Here is a 13,337-nt window from a genome sequence, read left to right as displayed (position 1 = left end):
GTGAAAGACCTACTTCCAGTAGGCCTGGGATTTGATCGCGGTCTTGGGCAAATTGTGAATCGCTCTGAAGCTCTTCACGATCGAGCGGGTGGTATGCCCATCGCAAGCGACCCAGGCGAATGCGTCGGCCGGGCAGGAGAGTTCTTGGGCCGCTTCCCGCAGCAATCTGCCGTCATCGATCCGTTGCACCCAGGTCACTTGGTGGTGCGGCTTGTTGCGCAGCGGAATCGTGGTGTCGGATTCGTACTGCCATTCCAGCCAGACCCGGGCCGGGATGTCGCCGATGGCGTCGAACAGCGAGTTGATCGCGGGCAGTGAGGCGGTGTCGCCGAAGATGAGGTATTCGCCGGGCGCGGATTCCGGCAGCTGGAAGTTCGAGCCGAGCACCGACGCGTCGAGTTCGTCACCGACCGAGGCGTTCTGCGCCCATCGGGCGGCGGGCCCGTCGTGGAGCGCGAACTCGATCGAGAAGCGGTCGCCGTCCGGGTCGGGGTCGACCAGAGTGTAGCCGCGCTGTTGCAGCTTGCCGCTGTCACCGTCCGGGAACCAGCCGCGGATCCACTGCGTGGGGTGTACCGGATGATCGGCGAGCAGACCGCCCGCGGAGAAGCCGAGTCGCACGTATTTGTCCGTGACGTATTCGGTCGAGGTGACGGTCAGCCGGTAGTCGTTGCCGCCCCACGCCTTGACCATCAGACCGTTCAAACCTTTGCCCATGAACTAAGGTTAGCCTAACGAAAGTCGAATGTCGCGCGGTAGGGACGCACCACGCGACATTCGACGGCGACCGTGCCCGAGAGGGCTTGGGCGCGAAGGGGTTTCGGGTCAGCAGGACAGGCCGAGCGCCGAAGCGAGGCTGCACTCCGCCTGGCGCGTCAGCTTCCAGGTGCCGTCGATCTGCTTCCAGGAGACGTCGTAGGTGAAGTCCGGGTAGCCCTCGGTGGTGACCAGCAACTGCGCATCGATCCGGTCGCCGGAGTTGGAGGGGTTGATCACGTTGTAGCGCAGGCTCGGCGGGGCGGCCGCGAGCAGGCCCGCGATCTTGTCCATCGTCGCGACGCCCGTGTCACCCGACTCCAGTTCGGCCGCTCGCGTGCTGCGCGCGGCGCCGGTGTTGATCGCCACGCGAAGTTTGGCGGTCAGCTCACCGGCGCCGGGGGCCTGGGCGTGCAAAGGTGCGACCAAGGGCGCCGCGACGGCGGGCGTGACGGTCCCGACCACGCCGGCGAATGCGGCGCTGACCACGACCGCCGTAGCGGCGAGTCGGGCGAGTGTCTTGTTCGGGGTCTTGGTCATTCGTTCATCCAATCTTTCGAGGGTGTGAGTGTCACCGCTCTAGTCGGGTACGAGTGTGCAATATAAGGTAAGCCTATGCAAACATGATGCGCACGGGTTCTGGTTGTCGGCGCGGCGGCAGGCCCGCGCACCCGGCGGGAAGCCGCGGGATGTCGGAGAGAGTGGAGAACCGGTGGAAACGCTTCTGGTCATCGGAGCTGGTCCGAAAGCTCTTGCGGTGGCGACGAAAGCGCATGTGCTGCGCACGCTCGGCCTTCCCGCGCCCCGGGTGGTCGTCGTCGAGGCGCACGCGGTCGGCGGCAACTGGCTGCCGAGTGGCGGCTGGACCGACGGCAGGCACCGGTTGGGCACCAGCCCGGAGAAGGACGTGGGCTTCCCGTACCACTCGACTTGGGCGCGCGGGCGCAATCACGAAATCAACGCGGCCATGATGGCCTACAGTTGGACGTCCTTCCTGATCGAGCAGGGCACCTATGCGGAGTGGATCGATCGGGGCCGCCCGAACCCGGCCCATCACGTCTGGGCCAAGTATCTGCAGTGGGTGGCTCGCCGGATCGATCTCGAACTGGTTTCCGGCACAGTGCGTTCCATCGGCGCGACCGCCGACGGCTGGCGCGTCACCGCGACCGATCCCGACGGTGGTGCGATCCGGTTGGACGCGGCCGGGCTGATGATCACCGGTCCCGGTGCGAGCACCAAGGCACTCGCCGACCATCCGCGCGTGCTGAGTATCGCTCAATTCTGGGATCTGGCCGGGCGGCGCAGTCTGCCGGTCTCCTCCCGGGTCGCGGTGATCGGCGGCGGTGAGACCGCGGGCTCGGCCTTGGACGAGCTGGTGCGCCACGGCATGTTGTCCATTTCGGTGATCTCGCCGATGGCCACGATCTACACCCGCGGCGAAAGTTATTTCGAGAACTCGTTGTTCAGCGACCCGGTCAAGTGGGCGGGACTCACCGTCCAGGAGCGGCGTGACGTCATCCGCAGAACCGACCGCGGCGTCTTCTCGGTGCGGGTGCAGGAGAGCCTGCTCGGCGACAGCCGGGTGCATCACCTGCAGGGCCGTGCCGTCCGGGTGGCCGATCAAGGCGACGGCGTGGCGCTGACTTTGCGCAACGAGCGGCGCGCGGACCAATCGCATACTTTCGACCTGGTCATCGATGCCACCGGCGGACAGCCGCTGTGGTTCCTGGACCTCTTCGATCAGGACGCGGCCGACCTGCTGGAACTGGCGGTCGGCGGCAGGCCGACCCAGGAGCGGATCGAGGTGTCGATCGGCTACGACCTCGCGGTCTCGGGGATGGAAACCAAGCTGTATCTGCCCAATCTCGCCGCGGTCGCACAGGGGCCTGGTTTTCCGAATCTCAGCTGTCTCGGCGAGCTTTCCGATCGCGTGCTGCAACCGGCCACGCGACGGTCCGGTGTGCCGCCGACGGGCGCCGTCGCGCGGGCCTTCGGGTGAGCGCCCCCGCCCTCGCAGTCGGGGGCGCGGACCGCGCCTCAGTGCCGCACCGTCGGGACGTCCGCGGGCGTGCGCGGCAGGTAGTAGAGCGTGATCCGGCGGTCCGGCCGGATGTCGAATTCGCCGAGACTGGGCACGCCGAACCGGTCGGCCATGCGCCGCACCGCGACATTGCGGTGATCCGGTTCGACCAGGAGGCGACGGCAGTTCGGTTCCGCCGCGAAGATTCCGGGCAGCAGGCCGCTGACGAAGGCGAACATGATGCCGCGCCCGATCACCTCCGGGTCGGCGGTGGCGAGGTGGAAGGCCACGTCATAGGGGTCGGCGTGGTAGATCCGGGCGATCTCGTCCTTGGCGGGGCGATACAACTCCAGGTAGGCGATGTCGCGACGGCCCAGTTCCGGCCGGTCGGTGCCGGTGAAGTCGTACCCGACGATGTATGGGCGGGAATAGGTTCCATCCAGCTGCGCGCGCAGATTCTGCCTGCGCAATTCGACGGGCCACGGCTGTTCCCACGTCTCGATCAGATGCGGCCGGTTCATCCATTCGGTGAGCAGCTCCGCGTCCGCGCCGTCCGCGTCGGCCGTCCGGATGTCGAACGGGGCGGGCAGAGCCGGTTGTGGCGGAGCGGGCACGGCCCGCAGTTCGTCGGGGATATCGGTCAGCTCGCGCGCGATGACATGAGGCGTCTGGGTGGGGTTCATCGGTCGTCGAGCTCCGTTCGGTAGTGACTCCGCTGGATGAATGTAAGGTTACCCTATGCTAACCTCGCGTGGTCGGCGAGGCCCGGCCGTTCGGGAAGGACGGCGCGCGGGCGCGCGCACCGCGGCCTGATCTGTTCGCCCGCGGTGGCTTTCGCCCACACCGCGTTATGTGTAGGAGCTGTTGGATGTCGAGAAAACCCGGGTGGATTCGGAAATTCCACAAGCCCGTCACGGAAGCGCTGCCGCCCCTGGTGCTGTTTCCCCATGCCGGCAGTGGCGCCTCCACCTATCGCGCCATGTCCAAGCGGCTCAGTGCGGATTTCGATGTCGTGCTCGTGCAATATCCGGGACGCCAGGACCGAGCCGCCGAACCGATGCCGGACAGTCTCGTCGAACTCGCGGCGGGTGCCCTTGCGGAATTCCTCGAATCGCCTTATCACCGAGGCATTCCCATCACGGTGTTCGGCCACAGCGTCGGCGCGATGGTGGCATTCGAATTCGTCCGTCAGGCCGAGGCCGCCGGTGTGCCGGTAGCGCTGCTCGGCGCCTCCAGCGCGGTGGCGCCTGCATTGGTGGCCGACAGCGAGCCGCTGCCGACCGAGGAGGAGGCGCTGCTCGACCGGCTCGTCGCGCTGAACGGAACGGGCGCGGACGTTTTGGCCGATCGCGACATCATGCGAATGACGCTGCCCGTCCTCGAGGCCGACTATCGCGCCTTCGACGACTACACGTGCGACCCGGACGTGCGGATCGGCGCGCGGATCGAGGTGATCGGCGGCGCCGACGACGACTTCGTCACCGTCGCCGAACTGCGTCCCTGGATCGCGCACAGCACTCGGGGCGGCTCGGTCACGCTCTTCGACGGCGGGCACTTCTATTTGTACGACCACATCGACGGCGTCGCGGAATTGCTTGCCTCCGCCGCCGCTGACGCCGGACAGTCCGCTCTTTCCAGTTAGGTTCACCATGTCAGGATCGGCTTCGGGGGACGAAGACCATATCGTCGTCGTCGGAATCGGGGTCGAGGCCCCCGGCGGAATAAACAGTCCACGAGAATTCTGGACGGCGCTGGCCGAATCCAGGGAACTCATCGGCCCATTGCCACGAGATCGGGAGTGGCCGATCGAACAGTTGCTCACCCTCGGTCGCAACGAGGGCTGGAGCGACGTACGCGACGCGGGCGGATTCCTTTCCGAAGCAACGGAATTCGATGCGGCCTTTTTCGGGATAACGCCGCGCGAAGCCGTCGCGATGGATCCGCAGCAGCGGGTGGCGATGCGCGTCGCATGGCGGGCGGTCGAGGATGCCGGGCTCAATCCCGGCGCCGTCGACGGCGCCGAAGCGGGGTGCTGGATGGGCGTCACGCCGCTGGAGTACGGCCCGCGCATGGCGAGCGTCAGCGAGCACAGCGGTTATCGAATGACCGGCACCACCCTCGGCGCGGTATCCGGCCGTATCTCGCACAGTCTCGGGCTGATCGGGCCTTCGATCAGTGTGGACACGTCCTGTGCGGCGGGTTTGACCGCCCTCCACCAAGCCGCGGCGGCCGTCCGCGCGGGCGAGTGCGACTGGGCCCTGGCAGGTGGTGTGTGCGTGATGGGCTCACCCGGCATGTTCGTGGAGTTCGCGAAGAACAACGCGCTCTCGACCGACGGCCACTGCCGCGCGTATTCCGCGGGCACCACCGGGACCCTGTGGGGCGAGGGCGCGGGAGTGGTGGTGCTGGAGCGCGAGTCGCGAGCGCGCCGGCTCGGTCATCGGATCTACGCTCGGCTGCTCGGCTCCCGGGTCAACCACAACGGCAAGAGCGGCCCGTTGGCCGTGCCCAGCGCCGACGCGCAGGAGCGGCTGATTCGCGCCGCGCTCACCGCGGCCCGCGTCGACCCGGAACAGATCGGGCTGGTCGAGGGACACGGCACCGGCACGGCGGTGGGCGATCCCATCGAACTGTCCGCTCTCATCCGGACGTACGGCGCGCCGGAGCGTGTCCAGGGCGCGCTGCTGGGATCGGTCAAGTCGAATATCGGTCACACGCAGGCGGCGGCGGGCATGCTCGGCCTGATCAAGATGCTGCTGTGCGGCGCGCACGGGCACGTCGCGCCGAGTCTCTGGGCAGAACACCCGACCGCGGCGGTCGACTGGGAAGCCACCAGTCTGCGGCTGGCGACGAAGTTCGTTCCGTGGGAGCCGATCGACGGCATTCGCTACGGAGCGGTATCGGCATTCGGAGTCGCGGGGACCAACGCGCACGCGGTCGTCGGGATGCCCGTCCTGGAGGAGGACAGCGATGTCTGAATATCTCCTGCCGGACGGCACCGTCCCCGTCCTGCTCTCCTCGGACAGCGCCGAAGGCTTGCGTGCGGAGGCCGCGGCGATTCTGACCTACGTGCAGGACCACCCTCGGGTGGACCCGGATCGACTGGCGAGCCATCTCTTTCGCACCAGGATCGCCCGAAGGTATCGCGCCCTGGCCATGGTCGTCACCCTTGAGGAGTTGACGGACGCGTTGCGGTCGATCGCGGCGGGTTCCGCGCACCCGGCGGTGGTGACGTCCGGCGGCGCCGTCGCGGCGCGTCGTGTCGGCTTCGTCTTTCCCGGACAAGGCAGCCAGCACGCGGGTATGGGCAAGCCGTACTACGACTTCTCCCCGGCCTACCGGGCCGCCGTCGACGAGTGCGCGGCGGTGCACGAGGAGCGGTACGGCCATGCACGGCCGATGCACTACCTGCTCGGCGCCGGCGCCGAGTTCGGCGAGACACTGTGGGAAGTGCAACCGGCCAGGATGTTCCACCTGATCGGCTTGGCCGCCATGTGGCAGGCGGCGGGCGTGCGCCCCACCGCGACCATCGGTCACAGCCAGGGTGAACTCGCGGCCTGCGTGGTCGCCGGTGTGCTGACGCTGCGCGATGCCGTGTCGATCGTCACGCAACGGGCCCAGCTTCTGGAGCGCGACCTTTCGGACGGCTACGCGGTGGCCGTGCTCGGCGCGGGGCGCGACGAATGCGAGGCGCTCTTGGCCCGCAATTCGGGCTGGGCGGAGGTCTCTTTGGTCAACTCACCCGAGTTGACCGGTGTCTCCGGGGACGAGGCCGCGATCGCCGAGCTGGTGGCGACCGCCACCGCGAAAGGTCTGTTCGCCAAGCAGATCCAGATGTCGTTCCCGTCGCACACCTCGGCGATGACGCGATTGCGCGACGAATTCCAATCGTCGCTCGGCGAATTGAGCAGCAAGGCTTTCACGCTCGGCGACGTCACCTGTTACGGCGGGACGCTCGGCGCGGCGATCACTCCCGAGTTGACCCACCACGACTACTGGTACTGGAACCTGCGCAACCGGGTGCGCTTCGATCGCGCGGTGGCGGCGGCGGCCGCAGACGTGGACACCTTCATCGAGATCGCCGAGCACCCGACGTTGCAGCCCGCGCTGCGGGAGAATCTGTCCCCGGTCGCGCGGGATGCCCGCGACTTCCGGGTCGTGGGGACGTCGCTGCGCACCGCGAACGGGTTGGGTGAATTCACCCGCAATCTGGCCGAAGTCGCGGTGCACGATTCGCATTACAACTGGCGGGCGCTCCGCACGTACTCCGGCGACCGCACTCCGGCGCTGCCGCTGCGTGACTTTCCCGCCACGGTGATGAACTCCAAGAGGCTGTGGGCGCCGTATCAATCGGGTGCCGAGGCGCCGATCCCGGTCGCCGCGCCCCCCGCGCGGTTGCGCGAGGAGTGGACCAGGTTGTCCCGGTTCGAGCTGGCCGCGCCGCGCACCGTGCTGCTCGCCGAGCACGACGGCGCGGACGACCTCGCAGCGGCGCTGTGCGCGCGGGCCGCGCGCCACGGTGCCGCGATCGCCGACACCGCGACCGAGGCCGACACCATGGTGCTGCTGCTTCCGTCGAATACGGCCACGGACGAGCAAGGCGCGGTGGCCGAACTCGTCGAGTTCGCCCGAGCCGCGGAAGGGTTGACCACGATAGCCGCTGGCGTCACGGAATGCTGGCTGGTGACAACCGGTGCTGAGGCGGTGTCCCCGGACGATGCGCCGTCCCTGGGGCATTCGGCGGTCAGCGCCGCGTACCGCAGTCTCGGCCTCGAACATCTCGGCATCGCGTTCCGGCACCTGGACCTGCCACCGGATGCCGCTGAGCAGGATCCGACGGCGCTGGCGGACAAGATCCTCGAGGCCGTTCACGTGCCGGGCGAGCCGGAACTCGCGTTGCGGGGCGGCAAATTGCACGCCAAGCGTCTCGTTCGCGCCGAGCTGCCGGGCACTTCGGCGTCTCCGGATCTGCGCGAGGTTCTCATTCTCGGTGGCACGGGGTACGTCGGCCTGGAATTCTGCGCGCAGCTCGTCCGCGACGGCGCCCGGCGCGTCACCCTGGTGAATCGCACCGGGGAGACGAGCGTGCTCGCCGAGCGGCTGCGCGCTATCCGCGCATCGGGTGCCACCGAAATCGACGTGGTGGCCTGTGACATCACCGACGCCGACTCGGTCGCCGGGCTGGCGGGGCGCTTCGCCGAGCGCCCCGTGAGCGTGGTCGTGCACGCCGCGGTCCAGTACGCATGGGCGCGGTTCGAACCGGAGGCGGTAACCGAGGCGGCCGCCGCGAAGGTGCTCGGGCTCGGCGAGGTGCTGCGCACGGTGCCGCAGACCGTCGACTGCGCCGTGCTGTTGTGCTCGTCGTTCGTGGCCACCCTCGGCGGGCGTGGTCAGGCACTGTACGCGGGCACGAATCGCATGCTCGACAGCCTCGCCGTGCGGCTGCGGGCGCAGGGCAGGGATTGCGTGTCGGTGCAATGGGGGCTGTGGGGTCTGCCCGGCGCGGAGCACGCCGACGTGGAAGCCAGGATCCTCGGCGCTGGTCTGCGGCCCATGCCCGCCGCGCCCGCCATCGCGGCGGGTTTCGCCGACCGTACCGGGAACAGCGCGGTGCTGTCGGCGGACTGGGGGCGCTTGCGGGATACGGCCGAGATCGTCGGCTTGGCGAGGGTTTTCGCGCCCGGATCGGCGGTCCCGGAGCCCGCGGCCGAGCCGTCCGCACCGAAGTCGGCCGCCGTCGAGCCGGAAGCCGATGCCACGCGGAGCGTCGCGGAGATCCTCCGGCGCGAACTCGGGCAGGTGATGCTTCTCGACGGCCCCGACCAGATCGACGGCTCCGTCCCGCTGGTCGCGCTCGGCTTCGATTCGTTGCAGGCGGTGGATCTGCGCGCGCGGCTGAAGACGATGTTGCGCCGCGAGTTGCCGGTCGCGGCGATCCTCGGCGGCGCGTCCCTGGATGACGTCGTCCTGCTCATGTCCGAGAACCGAGGCTGATGATGCCCGAGAACACAGGCTCAGGAGGCCGCTCGATGCCGGAGAACACGCAGGCGCCCATGCCGGAGATCGAGGACGTACTGGCGTTGAGCCCGTTGCAGGAGGGGTTGTTCTCGCTGGCCAGGCTGGCCGGGGAGGGCGATCTGTACGCGCTTCAGTTCGTGTACGAGATCGCCGGTCCCGTCGATGTGGCCTTGCTGCGCCGCAGCGTCGCGGCCATCCTGCGGCGGCACCCGAATCTGCGCGCGTCGTTCTGGGACCGCGACCTGCCGCGGCCGGTGCAGATCGTGCCCGCCGCTGCCGAGTTGCTCTGGGCCGAACGCGAAGTGGACCCGGGCGACCTCGACGCCGTCATCACGGCCGAGACGCGCGCGCCGTTCGACCTGACCCGCGGCCCGCTGCTGCGCGTGCTGCTGCTGAAATTGCCGGACGGCACTCGGCGCCTGGTGCTGACCGCGCACCACATCCTGCTGGACGGCTGGTCGCTCGGCGTGTTCTTCCGGGAACTGTTCGCCCTGTACCAGGCAGGCGGTGCGGCGGAGGCGCTGCCCGAGCCCCGTCCCTACCGGGACTACATCGGCTGGCTGTCGGCCCGCGACAGCGACGCCGCGTTGCGCTCCTGGCGCGAATACCTCGGCGACCTCGATCCGCTGATCCTCGCCGACCGTGGCGATTCGGCGGTCGACACGATCGTGCCCAGCATCGACACGGTCACCCTGGACGCGGCCGACACCAGCCGGTTGACGGCGTGGGCACGGTCGAACGGCCTGACGATGAACACCGCCGTGCAGTACGCCTGGGCCGTTGTCCTCGGCAGCTTGACCGACCGGCGCGACGTGGTCTTCGGCAGCACCGTCTCGGGGCGGCCCGACGAACTGTCCGGGGTCGAGACCATGATCGGGCTGTTCATCAACACCGTCCCCGTCCGGGTGGCGGTCGGGGCCGAGAACGTGGTGGGGGATTGCAGGCGAATGCAACGCGAGTCGGCTCCGATGCGTGATCTCGCCTACGTCAGCCTGTCGGCGATCCAGCGGTCGGTGGGCTCCGGCACGCTGTTCGACACCCTGTTCGTGTTCGAGAACGCGCCGATGTCCGACATCCTGCGCCCCATCGACATCGCGGACGGCGTTCGGGTGCGGCCGATGACCTCGGAGAGTTTGACGCACTATCCGCTCGCGGTGACCTCGTTCCTGTACGAGAAGCAACTGGTGGTGACGGTCGAGGCGGTGCAGGCGGCGCTGCGCGGCCTGTCCGGACCCGGCATCGGGGCGCGGTTGCTCTCGGTGCTGCGGCAACTGCCCGCGATCGGCGAGCGGGGGCCCGACGCGCTCGATGTTTTGCTGCCGGGCGAGACCGCGCCGCCACCGGCGCCGATCGCCGCCGACGTGCGCGGTGTGACCATGTGGGAGCTGTTCGCGCGCCAAGTCGCCGCCACGCCGGACGCGCTCGCCCTCAGCACCGAAAACGATCGCTACACCTACCGCGAACTCTTCGATGCCGCAGGGCGATTGGCGAGCGCGCTGGTCGCACACGGGGCCGGTCCGGAAGAGGTCGTCGCCTTGGCGCTGCCGCGTTCGGCGCAGTCGATCGTGGCGATTCTCGCCGTGCTGGCGACCGGTGCGGCGTATGTGCCCGTGGATGTCACGCTGCCCGCGGCCCGTATCGAATCGATCGTGCGCCGGTCCCGTCCGCGCTCGATCCTGGTCGACAGCTCGGGACTGTCCGCGCTCGACGAAATCGCCGAGCGTCCGGAAGTGCTGGTAGTGAACGGACTCTCCGATGGGCGTCCGGTGCTCGCGCCCGCGCCCGGCCACCCCGACCAGGCCGCCTATCTGATCTTCACCTCCGGCTCCACCGGCGAGCCGAAAGGCGTCATCGGCACCCATGCCGCGCTGGCCGCGTACTTCGCCGACCACCGCGACCGGGTGTATCGGCCCGCGGTGGCGCGGCTCGGGCGGCCGTTGCGGATCGCGCACGCCTGGTCGCTCGGCTTCGACGCCTCCTGGCAGCCGCTGATCGGACTGTTCGACGGACATGCCGTCCACCTGTTCGACGCCGAGGAGATGCGCGACGCGCGACGCCTGGTCGACGGCATCGTCCGGCACGGACTGGACATGATCGACACGACCCCGTCGATGTTCGCTCAGCTGGCGGCGGCCGGACTGGTCGAGGCGGGCGTCACGCCGCTGTCCGTGCTGGCGCTCGGCGGCGAGGCCATCGGTGCGCCGCTGTGGAAACAGTTGTGCGCCCTGCCCGGCACCGCCGTGCACAACTGCTACGGCCCCACCGAGACGACGGTGGAGGCGGTGGTCGCGGCGGTGCGCGATGACGATGCCGAACCGGCTATCGGGGCGCCGGTCACCGGAATGACCGGCTACGTGCTGGATTCGCGGCTGCGTCAGGTGCCGATCGGCGTCGTGGGCGAGTTGTACCTCTCGGGCGCTCAGGTCGCGCGTGGTTACGTCGGCATGCCGGGTACCACCGTGGGCCGATTCGTCGCCGATCCGCACCGTGCCGGTGAAAGGATGTATCGCACGGGCGATCTCGTGCGCCGCTCGCCCTCGGGCGATCTCGCCTACGTCGGCCGGGCGGACGATCAGGTGAAGATTCGCGGCTACCGGATCGAGATCGGCGATATCGAGACAGCTCTGCTCGCCTTGCCCGGGGTGCGGGCCGCGGCGGTCGTCGTGGTGCGCCGTACGGGTGGTCCGAGCCTGGCGGCGTTCGCGGTGGGCGACGGTCTCGACGCGGTGCGGCTGCGCGCCGCGCTGGCCGATCGGCTGCCCGGTTACATGGTGCCGAACCGGATCGTGGTGGTCGATCGGCTGCCGGTGACCAGCAACGGAAAACTCGATGCGAAACGGCTCGCGATGCTCGCCGAGGACCGGGCCGCCGGGCCGGGAGCGGAGACGGCGCGCACCGGCACCGAGCACCGTCTGTGCGCCGCGATCGCCGAACTGTCCGGCGGTCCCGTCCCGAGCATCGATGACGATCTGATCGGCCTCGGCATGGACAGCATCGTGGCGATCTCTCTGGTGAACCGGCTGCGGCGGGACGGCCTCTCGATCAGCCCGAAGGCGGTCCTCGGCGCCGCCACGATCCGGGAACTCGCCGCGCGGATCGACGCGGAAGCCGGTCGCGAGCGCGCGACGAGTCCGGAGGGCTACGGGCCGGTCGGCCCGACCCCGATCGTGTCGTGGATGCACGAGTACGGGGGCTACCGCAGACTCACGCTCAGCAATCTGCTCGAGTTGCCCGACGGCGTCGACCAGGGCGGCCTGACGGCGGTGCTGCAGGCGTTGCTCGACGGACACGACATGCTGCGGGCCCGTTTCGTCACCACACCCGAGGGATACGACCTGCACACGCGCGCCCCGGGCAGCGTCCGAGCGCAGGACATCCTGTCCCGGGTCGAGGAAGGCCACGACTTCCACGCGACGCTGGCGGCACACGGCCGTGCGGCCACCGACGAGATCGACCCGTCCAGCGGAGATCTGGTGCGCGCGGTGTGGTTCACCAGGTCCGACGCCCCGGACGTGCTGCTGCTCATCATCCACCACCTGGCCGTCGACCCGGTCTCCTGGTACATCATCTCCGCCGACCTCGCCGCGTCCTGGGCCGAGGTGGCCGCGGGACGGACACCTGTCCCGGCGGTCGAGCACACCGGCTACCGGCAGTGGGCCCGGCTGTTGCGCGAACGCGCGGGCGCCGAAGCGGTCACGGCCCAGCGCGACTACTGGACGCGCCAGGTCACCGCCCCGGACCCGGTGCTGGGCGCGCGGCTGCCCGATCCCAGGACCGACACCTGGGCTTCCTACCGGGTCCATCCCGTGCCCACCCCGGCCGAGACGAGCGCCACCATCCTGGACAGCCTCGGCGGCGCGGCGGGAGTCCGCGAATTCCTGCTCGCCGCGTTGACGATGACGCTGGCGAGCTGGCGTCTGGAACGCGGTCAGGACCCCACGGCGGGCGCGTATCTCGCGCTGGAAGGACACGGCAGAGAGGACGCGGTGCTCGGCTCCGACGTCGACAGCGCGCACACGGTGGGCTGGTTCACCAGCATCGTGCCCGCCCGGCTCGGAGCGGGCGCCGAGAGCGTGGATGTGGCCACCGCGCAGACCGATCCGGTACGCGCCGCCGCACTGCTCGAACACGTCGCGGCACACCTGGCCGAACAGCCGAACGGCGGCGTGGACTTCGGCGTGCTGCGCTACCTCGCGCGAATCCCCGCACTGGTCGATGCACCGCAGCCGCAGGTGCTCTTCGACTACCTGGGCCGGTTCGACCTGGCCGGTGCGGGACGGCCGTGGGCGCCGATCCCGGATCTGGCGTTGCACGAGTGCCTTCCGCTCGTGGCGGAGCCCGAGTTCCCGCTGCGCTACGCGCTCGACTTCGTCTCGGCGGTGCGGGCCACCACCGAGGGGCCCCAGCTGGTCACCATGCTCCGCTGGAGCGAAGCGGTGTTCACCGGCGCGGACGCCGACCGGCTCGCCGAGCTGTGGCACGACGCCGTCGTGGCCCTCGCGCGCGCGATCTCCGTGGTGACCGTCGGCGCCGACTGACCGCG

Annotated in this window: 8 protein-coding genes; 5 read left to right on the top strand and 3 right to left on the bottom strand. The window is 69.4% G+C overall.

What is annotated here, in order from left to right:
- Window positions 1–9: 9 nt before the first annotated feature.
- Window positions 10–717, bottom strand: a complete 708-nt coding sequence (locus tag ACWEH3_RS03225; protein WP_450015019.1) for a siderophore-interacting protein — start codon at window positions 715–717, stop codon at window positions 10–12.
- Between the two features lie 108 nt (window positions 718–825).
- On the bottom strand, window positions 826–1,296 hold the full coding sequence (locus tag ACWEH3_RS03220) for a hypothetical protein (protein ID WP_450015020.1): 471 nt from the start codon (window positions 1,294–1,296) through the stop codon (window positions 826–828).
- Window positions 1,297–1,468: 172 nt separating this feature from the next.
- Between ACWEH3_RS03220 and ACWEH3_RS03215 the strand changes: the two genes are divergently transcribed.
- A complete protein-coding gene (locus ACWEH3_RS03215) occupies window positions 1,469–2,755 on the top strand; it encodes a SidA/IucD/PvdA family monooxygenase (protein WP_450015021.1) in 1,287 nt (428 codons plus the stop codon).
- Between the two features lie 38 nt (window positions 2,756–2,793).
- Here the strand turns inward: ACWEH3_RS03215 and ACWEH3_RS03210 are convergent, their stop codons facing one another.
- Window positions 2,794–3,459, bottom strand: coding sequence for a GNAT family N-acetyltransferase (locus ACWEH3_RS03210; protein ID WP_450015022.1), 666 nt, complete (start codon window positions 3,457–3,459; stop codon window positions 2,794–2,796).
- A gap of 185 nt (window positions 3,460–3,644) precedes the next feature.
- Here ACWEH3_RS03210 and ACWEH3_RS03205 point away from each other — a divergent pair, with 185 nt between their 5' ends.
- From ACWEH3_RS03205 to ACWEH3_RS03190, 4 genes are read left to right on the top strand one after another with little or no spacing between them, the layout of a single operon-like run.
- A complete protein-coding gene (locus ACWEH3_RS03205; RefSeq protein WP_450015122.1) occupies window positions 3,645–4,418 on the top strand; it encodes a thioesterase II family protein in 774 nt (257 codons plus the stop codon).
- A 7-nt stretch (window positions 4,419–4,425) separates the two neighbouring features.
- On the top strand, window positions 4,426–5,754 hold the full coding sequence (locus ACWEH3_RS03200; protein ID WP_450015023.1) for a beta-ketoacyl [acyl carrier protein] synthase domain-containing protein: 1,329 nt from the start codon (window positions 4,426–4,428) through the stop codon (window positions 5,752–5,754).
- The gene (nbtC, locus tag ACWEH3_RS03195) at window positions 5,747–8,770 is read left to right on the top strand and encodes a nocobactin polyketide synthase NbtC (protein ID WP_450015024.1); all 3,024 of its coding nucleotides are present in this window, start codon (window positions 5,747–5,749) and stop codon (window positions 8,768–8,770) included. Before ACWEH3_RS03200 ends, nbtC begins: the two co-directional genes overlap by 8 nt.
- A gap of 35 nt (window positions 8,771–8,805) precedes the next feature.
- On the top strand, window positions 8,806–13,332 hold the full coding sequence (locus tag ACWEH3_RS03190) for an amino acid adenylation domain-containing protein (protein WP_450015025.1): 4,527 nt from the start codon (window positions 8,806–8,808) through the stop codon (window positions 13,330–13,332).
- The last annotated feature ends 5 nt before the right edge of the window (window positions 13,333–13,337 follow it).

The sequence above is a fragment of the Nocardia sp. NPDC004718 genome (assembly GCF_053601535.1).
This window is presented reverse-complemented; position numbering and strand designations above follow the sequence as displayed.